Source organism: Streptomyces sp. NBC_00224 (genome assembly GCF_041435195.1).
Lineage (GTDB): Bacteria > Actinomycetota > Actinomycetes > Streptomycetales > Streptomycetaceae > Streptomyces.
In genome coordinates this window covers 1,888,319-1,909,681 of sequence record NZ_CP108106.1, presented here as the reverse complement: position 1 = coordinate 1,909,681, position 21,363 = coordinate 1,888,319, and the positions used below count along the sequence as shown (strand labels likewise).

19 protein-coding genes are annotated in these 21,363 nt (G+C 72.8%); 11 read left to right on the top strand and 8 right to left on the bottom strand.

All coding sequences use genetic code 11. The features are described from left to right. Positions 1–6: 6 nt before the first annotated feature. Together OG965_RS08480 and OG965_RS08475 are read right to left on the bottom strand one after the other, a co-directional pair. Complete coding sequence (locus OG965_RS08480) at positions 7–2,967, bottom strand: FAD-binding and (Fe-S)-binding domain-containing protein (RefSeq protein WP_371650779.1); 2,961 nt, start codon at positions 2,965–2,967, stop codon at positions 7–9. 13 nt (positions 2,968–2,980) lie between these two features. Beyond that, positions 2,981–3,424: a MarR family winged helix-turn-helix transcriptional regulator gene (locus tag OG965_RS08475; RefSeq protein ID WP_190091316.1), complete on the bottom strand. Its 444-nt coding sequence runs from the start codon at positions 3,422–3,424 to the stop codon at positions 2,981–2,983. A gap of 128 nt (positions 3,425–3,552) precedes the next feature. Between OG965_RS08475 and OG965_RS08470 the strand changes: the two genes are divergently transcribed. Further along, on the top strand, positions 3,553–5,358 hold the full coding sequence (locus OG965_RS08470; RefSeq protein WP_371650776.1) for an ABC transporter ATP-binding protein: 1,806 nt from the start codon (positions 3,553–3,555) through the stop codon (positions 5,356–5,358). Between the two features lie 27 nt (positions 5,359–5,385). Then, entirely contained in the window at positions 5,386–6,216 is an 831-nt protein-coding gene (gene mltG / locus OG965_RS08465) for an endolytic transglycosylase MltG (protein WP_371650774.1), read from the top strand. Between the two features lie 71 nt (positions 6,217–6,287). Here mltG and OG965_RS08460 read toward each other — a convergent pair whose 3' ends face one another. Genes OG965_RS08460 through OG965_RS08440 form a run of 5 tightly spaced genes read right to left on the bottom strand, consistent with a single transcriptional unit; the run spans position 6,288 to position 11,390 of the window. Continuing rightward, on the bottom strand, positions 6,288–7,373 hold the full coding sequence (locus OG965_RS08460; RefSeq protein ID WP_371650772.1) for an NAD(P)-binding domain-containing protein: 1,086 nt from the start codon (positions 7,371–7,373) through the stop codon (positions 6,288–6,290). 54 nt (positions 7,374–7,427) lie between these two features. Continuing rightward, positions 7,428–8,645 (bottom strand): LLM class flavin-dependent oxidoreductase, encoded by a 1,218-nt coding sequence (locus OG965_RS08455; protein ID WP_371650770.1) that lies wholly within the window; start codon positions 8,643–8,645, stop codon positions 7,428–7,430. Further along, complete coding sequence (locus tag OG965_RS08450) at positions 8,642–9,670, bottom strand: ABC transporter substrate-binding protein (RefSeq protein ID WP_371650768.1); 1,029 nt, start codon at positions 9,668–9,670, stop codon at positions 8,642–8,644. The genes OG965_RS08455 and OG965_RS08450 overlap by 4 nt, the downstream gene beginning before the upstream one ends. 26 nt (positions 9,671–9,696) lie before the next feature. Continuing rightward, positions 9,697–10,512: an ABC transporter ATP-binding protein gene (locus OG965_RS08445; protein WP_371650766.1), complete on the bottom strand. Its 816-nt coding sequence runs from the start codon at positions 10,510–10,512 to the stop codon at positions 9,697–9,699. Then, positions 10,485–11,390, bottom strand: a complete 906-nt coding sequence (locus tag OG965_RS08440) for an ABC transporter permease (protein WP_371650764.1) — start codon at positions 11,388–11,390, stop codon at positions 10,485–10,487. The genes OG965_RS08445 and OG965_RS08440 overlap by 28 nt, the downstream gene beginning before the upstream one ends. 339 nt (positions 11,391–11,729) lie before the next feature. On the opposite strand from OG965_RS08440, the gene OG965_RS08435 reads away from it, so the two are divergent. Beyond that, positions 11,730–12,149: a YjbQ family protein gene (locus OG965_RS08435; RefSeq protein ID WP_371650762.1), complete on the top strand. Its 420-nt coding sequence runs from the start codon at positions 11,730–11,732 to the stop codon at positions 12,147–12,149. A gap of 54 nt (positions 12,150–12,203) precedes the next feature. On the opposite strand, the gene OG965_RS08430 is transcribed toward OG965_RS08435, so the two are convergent. Continuing rightward, positions 12,204–12,794 carry a TetR/AcrR family transcriptional regulator gene (locus tag OG965_RS08430; RefSeq protein ID WP_371650760.1) on the bottom strand — a complete coding sequence of 197 codons (591 nt, stop codon included), beginning with the start codon at positions 12,792–12,794 and terminating at the stop codon, positions 12,204–12,206. A 248-nt stretch (positions 12,795–13,042) separates the two neighbouring features. Between OG965_RS08430 and OG965_RS08425 the strand changes: the two genes are divergently transcribed. The 8 genes from OG965_RS08425 to OG965_RS08390 all read left to right on the top strand — a co-directional run bounded on the left by OG965_RS08425 (position 13,043) and on the right by OG965_RS08390 (position 21,352). Then, positions 13,043–13,621, top strand: a complete 579-nt coding sequence (locus OG965_RS08425; RefSeq protein WP_371650758.1) for a (2Fe-2S)-binding protein — start codon at positions 13,043–13,045, stop codon at positions 13,619–13,621. After that, positions 13,618–14,610 carry a xanthine dehydrogenase family protein subunit M gene (locus OG965_RS08420; protein WP_371650756.1) on the top strand — a complete coding sequence of 331 codons (993 nt, stop codon included), beginning with the start codon at positions 13,618–13,620 and terminating at the stop codon, positions 14,608–14,610. Before OG965_RS08425 ends, OG965_RS08420 begins: the two co-directional genes overlap by 4 nt. Then, positions 14,607–16,748 carry a xanthine dehydrogenase family protein molybdopterin-binding subunit gene (locus OG965_RS08415; protein ID WP_371650754.1) on the top strand — a complete coding sequence of 714 codons (2,142 nt, stop codon included), beginning with the start codon at positions 14,607–14,609 and terminating at the stop codon, positions 16,746–16,748. Before OG965_RS08420 ends, OG965_RS08415 begins: the two co-directional genes overlap by 4 nt. Next, positions 16,741–17,928 (top strand): XdhC family protein, encoded by a 1,188-nt coding sequence (locus OG965_RS08410; protein ID WP_371650752.1) that lies wholly within the window; start codon positions 16,741–16,743, stop codon positions 17,926–17,928. The genes OG965_RS08415 and OG965_RS08410 overlap by 8 nt, the downstream gene beginning before the upstream one ends. Positions 17,929–18,111: 183 nt before the next feature. Then, entirely contained in the window at positions 18,112–18,582 is a 471-nt protein-coding gene (locus OG965_RS08405; protein ID WP_371650750.1) for a hypothetical protein, read from the top strand. 10 nt (positions 18,583–18,592) lie between these two features. Further along, positions 18,593–19,807, top strand: a complete 1,215-nt coding sequence (locus OG965_RS08400) for an MAB_1171c family putative transporter (protein WP_371650748.1) — start codon at positions 18,593–18,595, stop codon at positions 19,805–19,807. Continuing rightward, a complete protein-coding gene (locus tag OG965_RS08395; RefSeq protein ID WP_371650746.1) occupies positions 19,804–20,790 on the top strand; it encodes a DNA-binding protein in 987 nt (328 codons plus the stop codon). The genes OG965_RS08400 and OG965_RS08395 overlap by 4 nt, the downstream gene beginning before the upstream one ends. A gap of 85 nt (positions 20,791–20,875) precedes the next feature. Then, a complete protein-coding gene (locus OG965_RS08390; protein WP_371650744.1) occupies positions 20,876–21,352 on the top strand; it encodes a DUF3574 domain-containing protein in 477 nt (158 codons plus the stop codon). Positions 21,353–21,363: the final 11 nt, after the last annotated feature.

The following is a 21,363-nucleotide window of genomic DNA, read 5'->3' as shown; positions in this document are numbered from 1 at the left end:
GCCGGGTCAGCTGCGCCGCAGATACTCCGGGCCGGGCCGGGTCGCGCGCTCCAGCTCCAGCAGGACGGAGACATAGGCGCGGCCGGTCGCCCGCTCCATGCCGATCTCGCACATCCGGTTCGCGGAGAGATGGGCATCGAAGTGACGGCCCGTCACCTCGGCGGCCTCCCGTGCGGTCGCCGCCCCGGTGAGCTCCTGGTGGAGCATCCCCCGGTCGCCCGCGAAGGCGCAGCACCCCGCGTCGTCCGGCACCACGACCTCCTCCGCACAGGCCCCGGCGACGGCCCGCAGCTGCGCCTCGTCGCCCAAATGCCGCATGGAGCACGTCGGATGGAGCACGGCCGAGCGCGCCCTGCGCACCACGGTCAGCCGCGGCAGCAGCTCCTCGGCGGCCCACACCACCGAGTCCACCACGGTCAGAGCGGCGTGCAACTCCCGGTTGTCCGCGGTGAGATACGGCACCACCTCGTGCGCGATGCCCAGGGTGCAGGAGGAGGCGTCGACCACCAGCGGGAGCGTGCCGCCGGCCGTCCAGCCCCAGGCGGCCTCGACGATCCGGTTGGCCATCACGGCGTTGCCCAGCTCGTACCCCTTCGAGTGCCAGATGGTGGCGCAGCAGGTGCCCGCCACGTCCTCGGGGATCCACGCCGGCTTCCCCGCGCGCGTGGCGAGAGCCACCACGGCCTGCGGAAGCGACGGGCCCCGGTGGCCCTCGGGTTCCCCGAAGATGCGGTTGACGCACGCCGGGTAGTACACCGCGCTCGCGCCGACCCGTCGCGTACGGGGCAGGGCGCGGGCGGCGGCGCCCGGGATCTCGGGCAGCCACTCCGGCACCAGATCGGGGCGCACGGCCTTGCGGGCGAGGCCCGTCACGCGCGCGAGGGCGCGGTCGCCGAGGCGGTCCCCGATGGTACGGGCGGCGGCCACCGCGAGGCGCGCCGAGGCCTCGACGGCCTTGAAGTGACGGGCGGTGAGGGCGGCGGCCCGCTCCTCGCGCGGGCTGTGCCGCAGATGGCGGAAGCCCTTCATCAGGGCGCCGGTGTCGATGCCCACCGGGCAGTCGAGCGCACAGGTCGAGTCGCCCGCGCAGGTGTCCACGGCGTCGTATCCGTACGCGTCGAGCAGCGCGTCCTGGACGGGCGAGCCGTCGCTCTGGCGCATCATCTCCCGCCGCAGCACGATCCGTTGCCGGGGTGTGGTCGTCAGGTCGCGGCTGGGGCAGGTCGGCTCGCAGAAGCCGCACTCGATGCATGGGTCCGCGACCCGCTCCACCCTCGGGATGGTCTTGAGGCCGCGCAGATGGGCGCGCGGGTCGCGGTCCAGGACGATCCTCGGCGCGAGCACCCCGTCCGGGTCGATGACCTGCTTGGTCCGCCACATCAGCTCGGTGGCCCTCGGCCCCCACTCCAGCTCCAGGAACGGCGCGATGTTGCGGCCGGTGGCGTGCTCGGCCTTCAGCGAGCCGTCGAAGCGCTCCACGGTGAGGCGGCAGAAGTCGTCCATGAACGCGGCGTACCGCTCGACGTCGGACGGCTCGGCCGCGTCGAACGCCAGCAGGAAGTGCAGGTTGCCGTGGGCCGCGTGGCCCGCGACGGCCGCGTCGAAGCCATGGGTCTCCTGGAGCGCGAGCAGCGCCTCGCAGGCCTCGGCGAGCCGGGCCGGCGGCACCGCGAAGTCCTCGGTGATCAGGGTCGTACCGGCTGGGCGGGAGCCGCCGACCGCCGTCACGAACGCCTTGCGGGCCTTCCAGTAACCGGCGATCGCCCCGGCGTCCCGGGTGAACGCGTTGGTCACCGAGGCGACCGGGGCGACCAGGTCGAGCCCGGCGAGCACCTGGGCCGCGGCCCGCTCGTACGCCTCGCGGCCCGCCTCGTCCGGCGCGCGGAACTCCACGAGCAGCGCGGCCGTCTCCCTGGGCAGCGCGGCCCAGTCGGCGGGGACGCCCGCCACGCTCACCGAGGCGCGCAGGGTGTTGCCGTCGATCAGCTCCACGGCGAGCGCCCCGGCCTTGTTGAACAGCGGCACCGCGGCGGCGGCGGACGGGAGCGCGGGGAAGAAGAGCAGTGCCGTGCTGAGTCGGCGCTCCAGCGGCACGGTGTCGAAGACGACCTCGGAGATGAAGCCGAAGGTGCCCTCGGAGCCGACCATCAGCCCGCGCAGGATCTCCACCGGCGTCGAGCCGTCGAGGAACGCGTCGAGCCGGTAGCCGTTGGTGTTCTTGATCGCGTACTTGGCGCGGATCCGGGCGGTGAGCTCCGGGTCCGCCTCGATCTCCGCCTTCAGTGCCAGCAGCCCCGCGCACAGGCGGGGTTCGGCGTGCGCCAGGTCCTCGTCGGCGCGCGGGTCGCCGGTGTCGACCACGGTGCCGCTCGGCAGGACGAAGGTGAGCGAGGCGACCGTGCGGTACGAGTTCCGGGTCGTGCCCGCCGTCATCCCGGAGGCGTTGTTGGCGACGACCCCGCCGATCGTGCAGGCGAGTGCGCTGGCCGGGTCGGGGCCGAGGACGCGGCCGTGCCGGGCGAGCGCCGCGTTGGCCCGCGCGACGGTCGTGCCGGGCCGGACCCGGGCGCGGGCGCCGCCGTCCAGGACCTCGACACCGGCCCAGTGGCGGCGCACGTCCACCAGGATGTCCTCGCCCTGCGCCTGGCCGTTGAGGCTGGTCCCGGCCGCCCGGAAGACGACCTCGCGGCGCTTTCCGTGCGCGTACGACAGGACGGCCGAGATGTCGTCGATGTCCTCGGCGACCACCACGACCTGGGGAACGAAGCGGTACGGGCTGGCGTCCGAGGCGTACCGCACCAGGTCGGAGACCTTCCACAGCACCTTCTCGGCGCCGAGCAGGGCGGTCAGCTCACCGCGCAGCGGCTCCGGGGTGCCGCCCGCGAGCCGGTCCGGGACCCGGTCGGGGGACTCGGTGCGCCGCCCGGAGGGGCGCAGGGCTTGCGGCTTCGGCTCCAGGAGCGGCATACGGCGGATCCCCTCAGCAGCGGCGCTCCGGCACTCCGTCGACCAGAGCGGACAGCAGACCGCCGAGCACCTCGCGCTGGTCGGCGGTCAGGGGCGCCAGGATCTCCTCCGCCGCGCCCCGGCGCGCGCCGCGCAGCGAACGCAGCGTCGCCCGGCCGGTGTCGGTGAGCTCGATGCGCACCACGCGGCGGTTGGTCGGGTCGGGGACCCGGCGCACGTTGCCACTCTCCTCCAGCCCGTCGACCAGGGTGGTCACGGCGCGCGGGACCACCTCAAGACGGGCGGCGAGATCGGCCATGCGGGGCGGACTCTCGTAGTGCGCGACCGTCCGCAGCAGCCGGGACTGGGCGGGGGTGATGCCGACCGGCTCCAGGTGCTGTTTGTGGATGCGGTGGAGTCGGCGGGTGAGCCGGAGCAGTTGCTCGGCCAGCACGCCGTCGGCGTCGGTGGTGCTCATACGGGAACAATATCAGGACCTTGTTCATTGTGAGTATAGGTAACAGTGAGCTATGCTCCACAAAGCCGAAGTCAGAGTCGGAGTCAGAGTCCTGTCCGTCCTGCCGTCCCACCCCTTCGAAGGAGCCCATGCACCCCGAGGAATCCCCCTGGACGCCCCCGTCCCGTGACCGCGAACAGCCGCCCGCCCAGACGCGGCGGATCCTGCGGCTCTTCCGCCCCTACCGCGGTCGGCTGGCCGTCGTCGGCCTGCTGGTCGCCGCGTCCTCACTCGTCTCGGTCGCCTCGCCGTTCCTGCTGCGCGAGATCCTGGACGTCGCCATCCCGCAGGGCCGCACCGGGTTGCTCAGCCTGCTCGCCCTGGGCATGCTCGCGACCGCCGTCGTCACCGGCGTCTTCGGCGTCCTGCAGACGCTGATCTCGACGACCGTCGGCCAGCGCGTGATGCACGACCTGCGCACCGGTGTCTACGCACAGCTCCAGCGGATGCCGCTCGCCTTCTTCACCCGGACCCGGACCGGCGAGGTCCAGTCCCGTATCGCCAACGACATCGGCGGCATGCAGGCGACCGTCACCTCCACCGCCACCTCGCTCGTCTCCAACCTCACGGCCGTGATCGCCACCGTCGTCGCCATGCTGGCCCTCGACTGGCGGCTGACCGTCGTCTCGCTGCTCCTGCTGCCGGTCTTCGTCTGGATCAGCCGCAAGGTCGGGCGCGAGCGCAAGAGGATCACGACCCAGCGCCAGAAGCAGATGGCCGCGATGGCCGCCGAGGTCACCGAGTCGCTGTCGGTCAGCGGCATCCTGCTCGGCCGCACCATGGGCCGCGCCGACTCGCTCACCAAGTCCTTCGCGGCCGAGTCCGAGCGCCTGGTCGACCTCGAAGTGCGCTCCAGCATGGCCGGGCGGTGGCGGATGTCGACCATAGGCATCGTCATGGCCGCCATGCCCGCCGTCATCTACTGGGCCGCGGGCCTCGCCCTGCAGTCCGGCGGCCCCGCGGTCTCCATCGGCACGCTCGTCGCGTTCGTCTCGCTCCAGCAGGGCCTGTTCCGGCCCGCCGTGAGCCTGCTCTCCACCGGGGTGCAGATGCAGACCTCGCTCGCCCTGTTCCAGCGCATCTTCGAGTACCTCGACCTGCCGGTCGACATCACCGAAACCGAGCAGCCGGTCCGCCTGGAGAAGGTGCGCGGCGAGATCCGCTTCGAGTCGGTCGACTTCAGTTACGACGAGAAGAGCGGCCCGACGCTCAGCGGGGTCGACCTGGCCGTCCCGGCCGGCGGCAGCCTCGCCGTCGTCGGCCCCACCGGCTCAGGGAAGTCCACGCTCAGCTATCTGGTGCCACGGCTGTACGACGTGACGGGCGGACGGGTCACGCTCGACGGCGTCGACGTCCGCGACCTGGACTTCGACACCCTCGCGCGCGCGGTCGGCGTGGTCTCCCAGGAGACCTACCTCTTCCACTCCTCCGTCGCCGACAACCTGCGCTTCGCCAAGCCCGACGCCACCGACGAGGAACTGGAGGCGGCCGCCCGCGCGGCCCAGATCCACGACCACATCGCCTCCCTGCCCGACGGCTACGACACGGTGGTCGGCGAGCGCGGCTACCGATTCTCCGGCGGCGAGAAGCAGCGGCTCGCCATCGCCCGGACGATCCTGCGCGACCCGCCCGTCCTCATCCTCGACGAGGCGACCAGCGCACTGGACACCCGTACCGAACACGCCGTGCAGCAGGCCATCGACGCGCTCTCGGCGGGCCGTACCACGATCACCATCGCGCACCGGCTCTCCACCGTCCGCGACGCCGACCAGATCGTCGTACTGGACGGCGGCCGGACAGCCGAGCGCGGGACGCACGAGCAACTGCTCGACCAGGACGGCAAATACGCGGCGCTGGTGCGCCGCGACGCACGGCTGGCGCCGGTCGCCTCCTGACGGGGTCCGCCGGGATAGCGTGCCCGTATGACGGCGTCCACGCGTAGGTCCGGGCCCCGGACCCGGTTCACCCGGCGCGGCCGGCTGCTCCTCGCCGCGCTCGGCCTGCTGCTCGTGGTGGGGGCCGCGGTGCTCGTCCTGGTGCTGCGGGAGACCGGCGGCAAGGTGAAGTCCCTGGTCGTCCCGGAGGGCTGGCGGGCCGGGCAGGTGTACGCGGCGGTCGACAAGAGCCTCGGGGTGGAGGCGGGCACCACCGGCCGGGCGGCGTCCGAGGCCGGGCTCGCCCTCCCGGCCGACGCCCGTGGCAACCCCGAGGGCTATCTCTTCCCGGCCACCTATCCGGTCACCAAGAAGACCACCCCGGGCGGGCTGCTCGCCTATATGGTCGACACCGCCAACAAGCGGTTCGGCAAGGACCACATCGGCGTCGGCGCCCGGCGCCACGGCATGACGGTCTATCAGACCGTGGTCGTCGCCAGCATCGTGCAGGCCGAGGCCGACACGGCGGCCGACATGGGCAAGGTCTCCCGCGTCGTCCTCAACCGGCTGGCCAAGGGCATGCCGCTGCAGATGGACTCGACGCTCAACTACGCGCTCAACCGCTCCACCCTGACCACCACCCACGCCGACACCCGCGCCGACAGCCCGTACAACACCTATGCGCGTGGCGGTCTGCCGCCGACACCGATCGGCAACCCGGGGCAGCAGGCGCTGAACGCGGCGATCGCCCCGCCGCCGGGGGACTGGCTGTACTTCGTCACGGTGGCCCCCGGGGACACGCGCTTCACGGCGGACTATGCGGAACAGCAGCGGAACGTAAGGGAGTTCAATAAGCTCCGGAGCAGCTCAGGGGGCTAGCCCAGCCGCGCCCCCGCTTTTTTGGGGGCGCGGGGAACTGCGCGACCAGCCCAAGACAGCCCGCAGACGCATCACGCCACTTCCAGCGGCGGCGCACTCAGCAGCGCCTTGATCTCCCGAACGGCAGCGCGCCCAGCGCGATTCGCCCCGATCGTGGACGCGGAGGGTCCATAGCCGACCAGATGCACCCGCTCGTCCTTCACGGCCCGGGTGCCCTCGATCTGGATGCCGCCGCCCGGCGTGCGCAGCTTCAGCGGCGCGAGATGGTCGATCACCGGCCGGAACCCGGTCGCCCAGAGGATCACATCGGCCTCCACGGTCCGCCCGTCGTCCCAGGCCACACCGGTCGGCGTGATCCGGTCGAACATCGGCAGCCGGTCCAGGACGCCCTTCGCGCGGGCCGCCAGGATCGCGTCGTTCACCGGCAGACCGGTCACCGAGACCACGCTCATCGGCGCCAGCCCCTGGCGTACGCGCTCCTCGACCATCGCGACCGCCGCCCGCCCCCACTCCTCGGTGAACGGGCCTTCCCGGAAGACGGGCGGGCGCCGGGTCACCCACGTCGTGGCGGCCGCGTGGTCGGCGATCTCCATCAGGTGCTGGGTGCCGGAGGCGCCGCCGCCGACCACGACCACACGCTGCCCCGCGAACTCCTCGGGTCCCGGGTAGTCGGCGGTGTGCAGCTGGCGTCCCCGGAACGTCTCCTGGCCCGGGTAGCGGGGCCAGAACGGCCGGTCCCAGGTGCCGGTGGCGTTGATCAGCGCGCGCGTGGCGTACACGCCCTCGGACGTCTCGACGCGCAGCCGCCCGCCCTCGCCCTCCCGTACCGCGCTCACCTCGACCGGCCGGTGCACCCGCAGGCCGAAGGCGTCCTCGTAGTCGGTGAAGTACTCCCCGATCACCTCCGAGGAGGGCCGGGCCGGGTCCGCGCCGGTCAGCTCCATGCCGGGCAGCGCGTGCATCCCGTGCACCTTGCCGTACGTCAGCGAGGGCCAGCGGAACTGCCAGGCGCCGCCCGGCCGGGGCGCGTGGTCGAGGACCACGAAGTCGCGGTCCGGCTCGAACCCCGCCCGGCGCAGATGGTAGGCGCCGGACAGACCCGCCTGTCCGGCGCCGATGACCACCACGTCCACGTCCTGTGCCCCGAAGTCGTTCACGGTTCTACCAACCAAGGGGGGTGCGTGGATCTTCCCGGAGGGCGGCGCCCGCCCCTACCGACCCCCTCCCACCAGCAGCGGAGCCCCGCCGGGCGCCGAGGCGGGGCGCCCGTTGGCCGCCGGTACGCCGAGCAGCGGGGAGGCCGGGACCGTGGGCAGCAGGCCCCGCGCGGCGAGCTCGGGGGTGACGCCCTCGCCGAACCAGTACGCCTCCTCCAGATGCGGATAGCCCGAGAGCACGAAGTGCTCGATCCCCAGGTCGTGGTACTCCTCGATCCGGTCCGCCACCTCGCCGTGGCTGCCCACCAGCGCGGTGCCCGCGCCGCCCCGCACCAGGCCCACGCCCGCCCACAGGTTCGGGGAGATCTCCAGCTTGTCGCGCTCCAGTGAGCCGCCTCCGTGCAGCGCCAGCATCCGCTGCTGGCCGACCGACTCGCTCTTGCCGAGCGCCTGCTGGGCGGCGGCGACCGTCGCGGGGTCGAGGTCGTCGAGCAGCCGGTGCGCCGTCGCCCACGCCTCGCGCGCCGAGTCGCGCGAGATGGTGTGCAGCCGGATGCCGAACCGGACGGTGCGACCGCGCTCCTCGGCCAGCCCGCGGATCCAGTCGATCTTCTCCTTGACCTGCGCGGGCGGCTCGCCCCAGGTGAGATAGACGTCGGCGTGATCGGCCGCGACCGGCCCGGCGGCGGCCGACGAGCCGCCGAAGAAGATCTCCGGCAGCGGGTCCGGCGGCAGTGCGGTGAGCCCGCCCGCCACCTGGTAGTGCTCTCCGTCGAAGTCGTACGGCTGCCCGCGCCAGACACCCCGTACCACCGAGAGGAACTCCGACGTACGGGCGTAGCGGCGGTCGTGGTCCAAGTGGTCGCCGAAGCGCCGCTGTTCGGTGGAGTCGCCGCCGGTGACGACGTTCAGGAGGAGCCGCCCCCGGGTGATGCGCTGGTAGGTCGCGGCCATCTGCGCGGCGAGCACCGGCGAGATCACGCCCGGGCGGAACGCCACCAGGAACTTCAGCCGCTCGGTGTGCTGGGAGAGGGCGACCGTGGTCAGCCAGGCGTCCTCGCACCAGGTCCCGGTCGGGGTGAGGACCGCCTCGAACCCCAACTGCTCGGCTGCCTTGGCGATCTGGACCAGATAGTCGACGTCGGGTGCGCGGACCCCGCTGACCGGGGTGATCCGGGAGCGTTTGATCCCGCCGTCGGTGTACGCGTGGCGGTCGACCAGGGTGCGGCCGTCACCGCCGGTGGGCAGGAACCAGTGCAGTCGGACGGTCATGAGGCGGCCTTTCCGTAGGTGCGGGGCGCGGTGGTGGAGGCGGGCAGGGTGCCGTTGAAGCGGGTGTCGACGTACTCCTTGAAGGAGAAGCGGCGCGGGATCAGCTTCAGGTCGGCGAAGGTGTCCGCGATCCGTTGCTCGGAGGTGATCGCGGCGTCGTCGACGGCGACCGCGACTCGGGTGCCGTTGCTGCGCTTCACCGAGTCCAGGGCGACGTCGTAGGGCAGCCCGGTCTCCTTCGACCAGACCTTCGCCCACTCCTCGGGGTGCGCGAAGACCCAGTTCTGGGCGCGCTGGAGACGGGTGAGGTAGTCGGCGATGGCCTTGGCCTTCGCGGGGTCCGACAGCGCGGCCGGGGCGGCGACCTGGAAGCCGAGGCCGTTGACGGCGCCCTCGCCGGTGGTGAGGACGCGGGCCTTGCCGTCCTTCAGCACCTGGGAGGTGTACGGGTCCCACACCGCCCAGGCGTCGACCTTGCCCCGGCTGAACGCGGCGAGCGCGTCGGCCGGCTGGAGGTAGCTGAGCCTGACGTCGGACAGGCCGAGCCCGGCCTTCTTCAGCGCGGTCAGCAACTGGTAGTGCGCGGAGCTGCCCTGGGCGACCGCGATGGACTTGCCCTTGAGGTCGGCGGGCCGCTTCAGCGGGGAGTCGCCGGGGACGAGGACCGCCTCCCCGGCGGAGGAGCCGTGGGTGGCGGCGACGACCTTGATCTTGGAGTCGGCCCCGGCGGCGAAGACGGGCGGGGTGTTGCCCACGCCGCCGATGTCGACGGCCTTGGCGTTCACGGCTTCGAGCAGCGGTGGACCGGAGGTGAAGGTGGACCACTTGATCTTGTACGAGAGGTGGTCGAGCTCACCTGCGGCGCGCAGGACGGCTTCGTAACCGCCCTTCTGGTCACCGACGTTGAGCGTGACCGCGCCGGACCCGGACCCGCTGTCGGCGGCGGAGTCGCCGCCGCAGGCGGCGAGGGCGAGGGGGAGCGGAAGGAGGAGCAGTGGGAGCAGGGGGAGTGAGCGGCGTCGCATGGAGGAGTTCCTTGGGGAGGGGGCCGTCAGGCGGCGGAGTGAACGGTGGGGCGGCTGTGGCTGTCGTCGGTGAAGGGGGCCTGCGGCTGGTCCACGCCGAGTTCGCTGAGCAGGCGGGAGCGGAGCTCGGTGAGGGCGGGGGTGCCCAGGGCGCGCGGGCGGGCCGGGGTGACCGGCGTTTCGTACGCGATGACGCCGTCACGCATCACCAGTACGCGGTCCGCGAGCAGCAGGGCCTCGTCCACGTCGTGCGTGACGAGCAGCACCGCGCAGCCGCGCCGCTGCCACAACTCGGCCACCAGCTGCTGTGCCTTGATCCGGGTCAGCGCGTCGAGCGCCCCGAACGGCTCGTCGAGCAGCAGCAGATCCGGCTCGCGGACGAGGGCGCGGGCCAGCGAGGCGCGCTGGGCCTCGCCGCCGGAGAGCGTCTTGGGCCAGGCACCGGAGCGGTGGCCGAGTCCGACCTCCTCCAACGCCCTTTCCGCCACGGCTCGTTGGGGCTTGCCGGGCAGTCCGAGCAGTACGTTGCGCCACACCCGCTTCCAGGGCATGAGCCGGGGCGCCTGGAAGGCGACCGCGCGCCGCTTGGGGACGAGCACGGTTCCCTCGATGTCGCGGTCGAGCCCGGCGAGGACGCGCAGCAGCGTCGACTTGCCGCAGCCGCTGTGGCCGAGGAGCGCGGTGAACTCGCCCGCGCGCAGGGTCAGATCGAGGCCGTCGATGACGGGGCGCCCCTCGAAGGCCCGGGTGAGCCCGGCCACCCGTACGGCGTCGGTGGTCACAGGAGTGGTCACTGGCGTGGTCACCGGCGTGGTCACTGGCCCTTGAAGGTCGGTCGCCATTGCAGCAGCAGCCTTTCGAGAGTGCGGACGACGGCGTCGGCGATCAGGCCGAGGAAGGCGTAGACGACCAGGCAGACGACGATCACGTCGGTGCGGAAGAACTCGCGGGCCTGGTTCATGAGGAAGCCGATGCCGTCCTCGGCGTTGATGGACTCCCCGAAGACGAGGGCCAGCCAGGCGGTGGCGAGCGAGTACCGCAGCCCGGTCATCGCGCCGGGCAGCGCGCCCGGCAGGACCACGTGCCGGACGAGGCCCCACCGGCCGAGCCCCAACGCCTGCCCCGCCTCGACGAGTTGTTCGTCCACGCCGCGGATCCCGGCGTACACGTTCAGATAGAGGTGGAAGGCGACGCCGAGCGCGATGAGGGCGACCTTGGGGGCCTCGCCGATGCCGAGCCAGATGATGAAGAGCGGGATGAGCCCGACCCAGGGGACGGTCCTGAGCATCTGCACGGTGGCGTCCACCAGATCCTCACCGAGCCGCGAGAGCCCGGACACCAGGGCGAGCCCGACCCCGGCGACCCCGCCGATGAGCAGCCCGAACACGACGCGCTGCAGGGAGACGGCCATCGCGGAGGGCAGGGTGCCGTCCGCGATGAGGTCCCAGCCGGCCCGTGCGATGGTCCCGGGCGAGGCGAGGACGTCGGGGCTGAGCGTGCCGGTGGCGCTGGAGACCTGCCACAGGGTGAGGAGCAGGAGCGGCCCGACGGTCCGTCGCAGCCAGCGCGGCACGGCGGGTCGCCGACGGCGGGAGGAGGGCAGAACGGTGACGAGTTCGAGGCCGTGAGCGCTGTCGCGGTCGGAGTCGCGGGCTGGGAGGGGTGAGCCGGGGGAAGCGGATTTACCGGAGATATCCGGCGGAGCATGGCCGACGGTCATGGGGGCTCCAGGGAGGGTGCCGCGTGGGCGGCGGGTCGGGAGAGCGGGCGCGTACGCAGCCCGGACGGCCCCCGGAAGGGCTACGTCGACAGGGCGCGCGTACGGCAGGGCTCAGCCGGGGACGGCGAGCCGGACGGGGAGGGTGCGAAGGCGCTGAAAGGGCGTCAGCAGCCGCGGGGACACGCGGCGGAGGCCACCCGCAGCAGGTCGATGTGACCGCGCGTGGTGAGCAGAGCTGTACGCAACATGGCGCCGAAGGTAGCGACCGGCCAGGACCCGGTCAATGCCGTCTCGCCTGCCGGACGCGCGATCCTGCTGGATGGGCGCGAGGATGGGGCCATGTCCGTCTTCACCACGCGCGTCCTGCGCCTCACCACCGGAACGTCCGAGACCGTCACCGATCTGACCGGGGAGTGCGAGCGGTTCCTCCGCGAGGCGGCCGGCGGCGGCGACGGCCTCCTGAACGTCTTCGTGCCCCATGCGACGGCCGGGATCGCGCTGATCGAGACCGGCGCGGGCAGCGACGACGACCTGCTGGCCGCCCTGCACATGCTCCTTCCGGCGGACGACCGCTGGCAGCACCGCCATGGCAGCCCCGGCCACGGCCGCGACCACGTAATGCCCGCCCTTGTGCCCCCGCACGCGACGCTGCCGGTGGTCGCGGGGCGGCTGGAGCTGGGGACCTGGCAGTCGGTGTGCCTGGTCGACACGAACAAGGACAACCCCGACCGTCAGGTGCGGCTGAGCTTCCTCGGCTGAGCTTCGCTGGGCTGAGTTCCCCCCGGCCGGGCTTCCTCGGGCCGGGTTCCTCGGCTAGTGGCGGCGCGCCCCGGTGCCCGGCGCCCCCGCCCGCAGCCCGTCCATGACGAGGTCGAGGAGGCGTCCGGCGCGGGCCTGCCAGTCGCCGTGCGGGTCGATCTGCCAGAGCCCGGCGATGGCGAGGACGAAGTCGTCGGGGGTCACGCCCGGGCGGATGGTGCCGGCCTCGTCGTTCGCGTTCAGGAGCAGCGTGACGGCCGCGGTGACCGGTGCGTGGCCGAGCCCGGCCAGGGTGCCCCGGGCGGTGGCCTTGCGCATCGCGTCGGCCAGTCCGGCCTTGGCCATCGCGTACTGGGCGAGGCGGTCCATCCACTCCCGCAGGGCCCGGTCCGGGGCGCGGGTTTCCAGGAGCTGGGCCGCGGTGTCGGCGACCTGCTGCATCTCGTACCGGTAGACCTCCAGGACGAGGGCCTCGCGGCTGGGGAAGTGGCGGTAGAACGTCCCCTGCCCGACCCCCGCCTTCTTGGCGATCGCGCTCAGCGGGGCGTCGGCCGAGCGGGTCAGCTCGGCGAGCGCCACCTCCAGGATGCGCTCGCGGTTCCGCTGTGCGTCGGAGCGCAACGGCACGTCCTTCTTGTGCTGCACTCGTCCTCCTTCCGCGGGCGCGGGCACCGGCCGGCGGGACACCCCGGCGGGTTCGGCTCTTGTGAAACGGACAGCTGTCCGTTAGGTTTTCGAAAGATAACGGACAGCTGTCCGTTTAGGTCCACCATAGCGGCAGACACGGCCCGAGTGGACGGTTGGTGCACGCCCGACCGGCCTTTCGCACGCCGCGCACGCCGCAGGTCCCGATGGACGGCGCTTCGCACCACCCACGCGAGAGAAGGCTGCTCATGACCCCTTCGACCTCCAGTGCCATCACCTTGAACATCAACGGCGAGAAGCACACGCTGCCCGTCGACCACCGCACCACCCTGCTCGACGCCCTGCGCGAGCGCCTCGATCTGACCGGTACGAAGAAAGGGTGCGACCAGGGGCAGTGCGGGGCGTGCACCGTACTGATCGACGGGCGCCGTGCCGTCTCCTGCCTCCAGCTCGCGGTGGCCGCCGAGGGGCGCGAGATCACCACCATCGAGGGCGTGGCGGACGGCGAACAACTCCATGCCGTACAGCAGGCCTTCCTCGACCTCGACGGCTACCAGTGCGGCTACTGCACACCGGGGCAGATCTGTTCGGCCCTCGCCGTGATCGAGGAACACGCGGCTGGCTGGCCCAGTGCCGTGACCGCCGACGTACGGCCGGAGGCAGGGGTGCCGCAGCTGACCGCCGAGGAGATCCGCGAGCGGATGAGCGGCAACCTGTGCCGCTGCGGCGCCTATGTGTCGATCGTCGAAGCGGTGGCGCGGGCTGCCGAGGCCGCCCAGGCGCAGTCGGCCCAGGGCCGTTCGGCCGGGACGGAGGCGGCGGCATGAGGGAGTTCGGCTACCGGCGTGCCGTCGACGTGCCCGGCGCGGTGGCGCTGCTCGGCGCCGACCCCGAGGCGCGCTTCCTCGGCGGCGGCACCAACCTCGTCGACCTGATGAAGTCCGGCGTGGAGCGGCCCGCGCTCCTCGTCGACGTGACCGAACTGCCCCTCGACCGGATCGAGGCGACCGAGGACGGCGGGCTGCGCATCGGCGCGACCGTCACCAACAGCGACCTCGCCGCCCACCCCGAAGTGCGCCGCCGCTACCCGGCGTTGGCGCAGGCGGTCCTGGCCGGTGCGTCGGGCCAGCTGCGCAACATGGCCACGGTCGGCGGCAACCTCCTCCAGCGCACCCGCTGCGGCTACTTCACCGACCTCGCCGCCCCCTGCAACAAGCGCGCCCCCGGCAGCGGCTGCGCCGCCGTCGAGGGAGTGCACCACAACCACGCGATCCTGGGCGCCTCCGCGCACTGCGTGGCCGTCCACCCCTCGGACATGGGGGTGGCGCTCGCGGCCTTCGACGCCGTCGTCTCGTACGAAACGGCCGACGGACCGGGCGAGTTGGCGCTCGACGCGTTCTATCTGCCGGTCGGCGACACCCCGCACCGGGAGACCGCGCTGCCGCCGGGCGCGCTGATCACCGCGGTGACGCTGCCGCCCGCGCCGGTCGCCGCCCGCTCGCGCTACCGCAAGGTGCGCGAGCGCGCCTCGTACGCGTTCGCGATCGGCTCGATCGCCGCCGCCCTCGACGTACGCGACGGCGTCGTCCACGAAGTGCGCCTGGCCTTCGGGGCGGTCGCGTCCCGGCCGTGGCGGGCCCGCACCGCCGAGCGGGCGCTGACCGGGAGCCCGGCGAGCGCCGAGGCCTTCGCCGCCGCGGCCGACGCGGAGCTCGCGGCCGCCGAGGCGCTGCCCCACAACGGCTACAAGGTGACGCTGACGCGCAACCTCGTCGTGGCCGTGCTCACCGAACTCGCCGAGGAGGCCGCCCGATGACCACGACCACCGGACCCACCCGGGTCACCGGAGCCGTCGGCACCGCCCACACCCGCGTGGAGGGCCGCGACAAGGTCACCGGTGCGGCCCGCTACGCAGGGGAGATCCCCTTCGCCGACCTCGCCCACGGCTGGCTGGTGGTGTCGACCGTCGCGCGCGGCAGCGTCCGCTCGGTGGAGAGCGCCCCGGTCCTCGCCATGCCGGGCGTCCTGACCGTGCTGCACCATGGCAACGCCCCGCGCGTCGACGCCGACTACCAGGGCCTCCTCGGGCGGCCCGACCCGATCGTCGCGCTCTTCCAGAACGACCGGGTGCCGTGCGCGGGCTGGCCGGTGGCGCTGGTCGTCGCCGAGACCTCCGAACAGGCCAGGGAGGCCGCCGAGGCGCTGGTCGTGCGGTACGAAACGGAGCCGCACGACGTCGAGTTCACCCCGGACCGGCCCGGCACGTACACCCCGGAGCCGCGCGAGTCCATGGAGACGGAGAAGGGGGACCTGGAGCGCGAACTCGCCGCGTCCGCCGTCGTCGTGGACGCGCGGTACAGCACGCCGGAGGAGCACCACAACCCGATGGAGCCGCACGCGGCGACGGTCCGCTGGGACGGCGGCCGACTGGAGGTGTTCGACTCCAACCAGGGCAGCAAGTGGGTGGCGGACGAGCTCGCCAGGCTGTTCTCCCTCGACCCGGCCTCGGTGCGTGTGCTGTCCGAGCACATCGGCGGCGGCTTCGGCTCCAAGGGCGTGCGCCCCCACCAGGTGGCCGCCGCGATGGCGGCGACCGTGCTCCACCGCCCGGTCCGCGTCGTTCTGACCCGCCGTCAGATGTTCTCGCTGGTCGGCTACCGCAGTCCCACCGCCCACCGGGTCAGGCTCGGCGCCGACGCCGAAGGACGGCTGCGCGCCTTCGGGCACGAGGCCCAGAACGTCACCTCGACCGTCCATGAGTTCGTCGAGCAGAGCGCCGCGTTCGGCCGGGTGATGTACGACGCCGACGCGCACCGCACCGCCAACCGGCTCGTCCGGCTCGACGTGCCGACACCGACCTGGATGCGCGCGCCCGGCGAGGCCCCCGGCTCGTTCGCCGTGGAGTCCGCGCTGGACGAGCTCGCCGAGCGGTGCGGCATCGACCCGATCGTGCTCCGGGCCCGCAACGAACCTGCCGCCGGGCCCGTCTCCGGGCTGCCGTTCGCGGGCCGCAATCTGCTCGCCTGCTTCGAGGAGGGCGCCCGCAGGTTCGGCTGGGCGGAGCGCGACCCGCGTCCGGGAGTGCGCCGCGAAGGGCGCTGGCTGCTGGGGACCGGCACGGCGGCGGCCACCTTCCCCGCGGGCGTCGCCCCCTCCACCGCGGCCGTGACGGCGCAGGCGGACGGCACCTTCACCGTACGGATCACCGCGTCCGACATCGGGACGGGCGCGCGCACCGCGCTGACCCTGATCGCGGCGGACGCGCTGGAGGTCGAGCCCGGCCGCGTCCAGGTGCGGATCGGGGACAGCGACTTCGGACCCGCGATGATCGCCGGCGGCTCGACGGGCACCCGCTCCTGGGCCTGGGCGATCATGGCCGCGGCGGCCGAGCTGCGCGAACAGCTCGGCCTGGGCGGCGACATCCCGCCCGAGGGCGTCACGGCGCGCTCGGACACCTCCGCCGCGATCGCCGCACTGGCCGAGAAGGAGCGGCACTCGTACGGGGCGCAGTTCGCGGAGGTCGCCGTGGACACCACCAGCGGCGAGGTCAGAGTCCGGCGCATGCTCGGCGTCTTCGCGGCGGGCCGGATCGTCAACCCGCTGACCGCACGCGGGCAGTTCATCGGCGGTATGACCTGGGGCATCTCCATGGCGCTGCACGAGGAGGCGGTCCGCGACCGGGTCTCGGGCGCCCACGTCGGGCCGGACCTGGCGGGCTACCACTTCGCCGCGCACGCCGATGTGCCGCACATCGAGGCGCACTGGGTCGACGACCCGGACGCGGACGACCCGGTCGGGATCAAGGGCATCGGGGAGATCGGGATCGTGGGGGCCGCGGCGGCGGTCGCCAACGCCGTCTGGCACGCGACCGGCGTGCGCCACCGCGATCTCCCGATCCGCCCCGACCGCGTCCTGCTGGCCGGGACCGGGCCGGACGGGAGCCGACGTGCTTGACATCGCCGAGGAGCTGGACCGGTGGGCGCGGGAGGGCCGGGACTTCGCCGTGGCCACCGTGGTGGCCGTGGGCGGCAGCGCGCCGCGCGGCCCGGGCGCCGCGCTCGCCGTGGACGGCCACGGCACCGCCATCGGCTCGGTCTCCGGCGGCTGTGTGGAGGCGGCGGTCTACGACCTGTGCGTCCAGGCGCTCCAGGACGGCGAGGCGGTCCGCGAGCGGTTCGGCTACAGCGACGAGGACGCCTTCGCGGTAGGGCTGACCTGCGGCGGGGTCGTCGACGTACTGGTCACGCCGGTGCGCGTGGACGCACCGGACCGGGCGGTGGTCGCGGCGGCGCTGGCGGCCGCCGCCCGGGGTGGGGCCGCCGCCCTGGCCCGGGTGGTCGCGGGCCAGGCCGGACGCCTTGGCCGGGCCCTGCTCGTACGCCCCGACGGATCGTACGAAGGCGGCCTCGGCGGCCTTGTGGGCCTCGACCGCGCGGCGGCGGCCGAGGCCCGCGCCCTGCTGGACGCGGGGCGCACCGGGGAGTTCGAGCTGGCGGAGACCGGGGAGCGCTGCGGGGCGGGCGGGCTCACCGTGTTCGTCGAGTCGAGCGTGCCGCCGCCCCGCATGATCGTCTTCGGCGCCGTGGACTTCGCGGCGGCCCTGGTGCGTACGGGCAGGTTCCTCGGCTACCGCGTGACGGTGTGCGACGCGCGCCCCGTCTTCGCCACCCGGGAGCGCTTCCCGGAGGCCGACGAGGTGGTGGTCGACTGGCCGCACCGGTATCTGCGGGGCACGGAGACCGACGGACGCACGGTGCTGTGCGTGCTGACCCACGACGCCAAGTTCGACGTCCCGCTCCTTGAGACGGCCCTTCGGCTGCCCGTCGCGTTCGTCGGTGCGATGGGCTCGCGCCGCACCCATGAGGACCGCGACCGCAGGCTGCGCGAGATCGGCCTCACCGAGCGCGAACTGGCCCGGCTGCGCTCACCGATCGGCCTCGATCTCGGTGCCCGTACGCCCGAGGAGACCGCCCTGTCCATCGCCGCGGAGATCGTCGCCGCGCGGCGCGGCGGGACCGGAGTTCCCCTGACGGGCTCGCACACACCCATTCACCATGACCCGGACGAAAGGGGCACCGGCACGGTTCTGCCACACGCGGCCGAATGGAACTCACGTCAATCTTTCGCGAGTTGAGCGTATGGCATCATGGCCGCATTGTCCGCGGGGATCAGGGGCCCTGAATCACGGGCTCGTTGAATCAGTGAGGTCAATTCCGTGTTGCCTGACTCAGCGTTACCGTCACCGGAGGACCGTCGGCGCAGGCGCCGTCTGAAAAAGGTCCGCCATACCTGTGAGGCGATGCTCGCGGAGTGGGGCATGGAGCACGGCTGCGGCATCGAGGAACTGCACCGCTTTCTCAGCGTGCAGAACCGGCGGCCGATCCATCTGATTCCGATGCCGTTCCCCGAGCGCCATCTCTTCGGTCTTTGGCTGAAAATGGACGACTTCGACGTCATTGCTTACGAGAAGGCCGCATCGCAGTCACACAAAGAACACATCATCGCCCATGAGCTGGCGCATATCGCCTTCCAGCACCGCGGCTCCGTGAATTTCGACCGCGGTGACGCGGGGCAGCTGTTCACCGACGTCGAGCCGGGGGTCGTCCAGCGCATGCTGATGCGCTCGCGCTACAGCGACGACGAGGAGCAGGAGGCCGAGACGATGGCCTCGTTGATCCTGGCCAGGGCCACCAAGCGGTGGCTCGAACCCGCCTGGGGCGTCCCGGACGGGGCCGCGGAGGTCGTCGCCCGGATCGAGAACGGTGTGGGGAAGCCGGACAACGGATGAATGACAACAGATGAACACTGTCTACGGATTCCTGGCGTGGACCTGCGCCGTCGGCGGCCTCGCGGCGTTCGCGTACCGGCTGCCGGATCTCCTGCGCAGAAAGCACGACCCGGCCCTGTGGGCGCTGTGCACCTATTTCCTCTGCTCGGGGATCAGCTTCCTGGTCGATCTGGATGCCCTGCGGGTGCACATCTCGGCCCTCTTCGGACGCCCCAACGTCACCTCGCTCATCGTGCAGGTGGCGGTGGTCGTGCTCACCGCGGCGCAGCAGGTCGTCCTCGTGTACTGGTCGTGTCCGCCCGAAGAGGCCCGGCGCAGGGCCCGGCGCCGGGTGCTGTTCTTCGGCGCCGCCCTCTGCGTACTCGTGGCCGCGTCCATCGCCGTCGGCCCCGTGACAAAGTCCAAAACGGCCACCTCGACGATCCTGCTCAGTATTCAGCACGGCGAATACGCGCTGTACATGTCGTTCTATTTGGTGCTTTGCGCGATCGGTCAATTCGAGACCGTGCGGCTTTCCCTGCGGTTCACCAAGATGGCCAACCGGCAATGGCTCAAGGTCGGCATGCGCACGGTGACCCTCGGCGCGAGCCTGATCCTGGTCTACTGCGTCACGCGCAGCATCCAGATCGCCGGCACCAGGCTGCACTTCGACGGATCCGCCCTCGACCCCGTGCAGTGGTCGTGCGGCAGTATCGGGGCCCTGCTCCAGATCACCGGCTGGACCATCCCGTCCTGGGGGATCCACATCACGCGCGCGCTCGGCTGGCTGCGCAGCTACCGCTCGTATCTGCGACTGCGGCCGCTGTGGTGGGCGCTGTACCAGGCGTCGCCGGACATCGCCCTCGACCCGCCGCGGTGCTGGCCGCGCGACCTCATCCCGCCCCGCGATCCGCACTACAGCCTCTACCGGCGGGTCATCGAGATCCGCGACGGCCAGCTGATCCTGCGCACCTCGCTCTCCCTCGCGGACTTCGCGCGCGAGGCCCGCTCCCTCGATCTGCCCGAGGACCCCACCTCCCCGCTGGGCGAGGCGCTCCAGGTGCGGGCCGTGCTGAGCCGCCCGCCAGAGGAGCGGGCCGAGCGGGCCGACGCGTCCGACATCCCCGCACGGCCGCCGTACGAGGACTTCCGCGACGAGGTGGAGTGGCTGACCGAGGTGGCCTCCTCGTTCACCGCCCTCGCCCAGGGCCGGCCCCGGCGCTCCGAGGCCAAGGTCACCTCATGACCGGGCGGCCGTCCCGGGCCCCGTCGGCCCGTGGGGAGGCGTGCGCCGAGGACCCCGCCGCCCTGATCCCCGCGGCCCTGGGTGCGATCGAGCGCCTGGTCGCCCTCGACGCCTCGTGCGGCGCCACGGCCGCGGTGCCCGCCGTGCGCGAGGCCCTGCGCCGCATCCCGCAGCTGTCGGCCGACCCCGCGCGGCTGCGCCACAGCGACCGCGATCTGCTCGCCGCCCTCGCCGAGTTGAGCGAGGTGATCGGCTGGATCCTCTTCGACGCGGGCCACTACCACCGGGCGCGCCGGATGAACGCACGGGCCCTCGCCCTCGCGGAGCTCTGCGGCGACCGCGGCATCGCCCGCCTGACGCTGCTCAACCACAGCATGCTGGAGGCCCACACCGGCCGCCCCAGAGCCGCTCTGGAGACGGCTGCCCGGGTGGCCGGGGCGCGCCCCCTGCCCGCCCTGGTGGGCAGCCTCGTCCTGGTCCGCCGGGCGCACGCGACCGCCATGCTGGGCGGGCGCCGGGAAGCCGTGGCCCTGATCTCCCGCGCCCGCAGCCGGTTCCTCGACGGCGCGTCGCCGAACGACCCGCCGTGGGCCTGGTGGATCGACCGGACCGAACTCCTCGGCCACGAGGGCTGGGTGCTGTCCCGGCTGCGCGCCTGGGGCCGGGCCGTCCCCCTGCTGTACGAGGCGGCCACCGCACCCGGCCCGTCCTACCGCCACCTGTTCACCGCGGAGCTCCTGTCCGCGCTGGTACGGGCGCGGGCCTGGGGCGAGGCGGAGGAGTTGATCGCGGACGTCGCGCCCCGGGCCGCCGGGATCGGCTCCGTACGCACCACCGAGACGCTCGGCGCCACGGCGGTCCGGCTGCTCGCGAGCCCCGGGGCCCCGCCGAACCTGCGGGACGCGGCCGCCTTCCTGCTGGAGTCGCTGCCCGTCAGGACCGGCGGCCCGGGCTCCCTGATCCCTCGGAACCACCCGGCCTGAGAGCCGCCCGTCCCGAGCACCACGTGTTCCGTGAACCACCCGTTCCGAGCACCACCCCCACCGCCCGTCGACAGACAGGACCCGCATGCTGCACATTCGGATTTCGACGCCCGCGGCCGCCGCCCTCGTGGCGATCGCGCTCCTCTTCGTCACCGGGGGACCGGTCTCCGAGGTCGCCTACGGGACGGCCGCTCCCGCAGCCGCGACCGCGCAGGCCACCGAAGGCCGCGGCAGCCCGTACGTCTCCACGCACCTCTACTTCGGCACGGGCCGCCACCAGGGCAAACCGCCCATCACCGAGGAGGAGTTCATGAAGTTCGTCGCCGACGTGGTCACCCCGCGCTTCCCGTCCGGCCTCACCCTCCAGGAGGGGCGCGGCCAGTGGCGCGACAAGGACGGCGACATCAACCGCGAGCGCTCGTACGAGCTGACGGTGCTGTATCCCGTCAAGGAGGCCCGCGCCCGCGACGGCGACATCGAGTACATCCGCCGGCTGTACTGCACGATGTACGAGCTGGAGTCCGTCGGCCGCGCCGACGTGCGGGCGCAGGTCAGCTTCTGACGCGTCGGCAC

Excerpts from the sequence above, each read along its gene's own strand:
- OG965_RS08480 (WP_371650779.1), bottom strand. The coding sequence starts at position 2,967 with ATGCCGCTCCTGGAGCCGAAGCCGCAAGCCCTGCGCCCCTCCGGGCGG.
- OG965_RS08475 (WP_190091316.1), bottom strand. The coding sequence starts at position 3,424 with ATGAGCACCACCGACGCCGACGGCGTGCTGGCCGAGCAACTGCTCCGG.
- OG965_RS08470 (WP_371650776.1), top strand. The coding sequence starts at position 3,553 with ATGCACCCCGAGGAATCCCCCTGGACGCCCCCGTCCCGTGACCGCGAA.
- mltG (WP_371650774.1), top strand. The coding sequence starts at position 5,386 with ATGACGGCGTCCACGCGTAGGTCCGGGCCCCGGACCCGGTTCACCCGG.
- OG965_RS08455 (WP_371650770.1), bottom strand. The coding sequence starts at position 8,645 with ATGACCGTCCGACTGCACTGGTTCCTGCCCACCGGCGGTGACGGCCGC.
- OG965_RS08450 (WP_371650768.1), bottom strand. The coding sequence starts at position 9,670 with ATGCGACGCCGCTCACTCCCCCTGCTCCCACTGCTCCTCCTTCCGCTC.
- OG965_RS08445 (WP_371650766.1), bottom strand. The coding sequence starts at position 10,512 with ATGGCGACCGACCTTCAAGGGCCAGTGACCACGCCGGTGACCACGCCA.
- OG965_RS08440 (WP_371650764.1), bottom strand. The coding sequence starts at position 11,390 with ATGACCGTCGGCCATGCTCCGCCGGATATCTCCGGTAAATCCGCTTCC.
- OG965_RS08435 (WP_371650762.1), top strand. The coding sequence starts at position 11,730 with ATGTCCGTCTTCACCACGCGCGTCCTGCGCCTCACCACCGGAACGTCC.
- OG965_RS08425 (WP_371650758.1), top strand. The coding sequence starts at position 13,043 with ATGACCCCTTCGACCTCCAGTGCCATCACCTTGAACATCAACGGCGAG.
- OG965_RS08420 (WP_371650756.1), top strand. The coding sequence starts at position 13,618 with ATGAGGGAGTTCGGCTACCGGCGTGCCGTCGACGTGCCCGGCGCGGTG.
- OG965_RS08415 (WP_371650754.1), top strand. The coding sequence starts at position 14,607 with ATGACCACGACCACCGGACCCACCCGGGTCACCGGAGCCGTCGGCACC.
- OG965_RS08405 (WP_371650750.1), top strand. The coding sequence starts at position 18,112 with ATGGAGCACGGCTGCGGCATCGAGGAACTGCACCGCTTTCTCAGCGTG.
- OG965_RS08400 (WP_371650748.1), top strand. The coding sequence starts at position 18,593 with ATGAACACTGTCTACGGATTCCTGGCGTGGACCTGCGCCGTCGGCGGC.
- OG965_RS08395 (WP_371650746.1), top strand. The coding sequence starts at position 19,804 with ATGACCGGGCGGCCGTCCCGGGCCCCGTCGGCCCGTGGGGAGGCGTGC.
- OG965_RS08390 (WP_371650744.1), top strand. The coding sequence starts at position 20,876 with ATGCTGCACATTCGGATTTCGACGCCCGCGGCCGCCGCCCTCGTGGCG.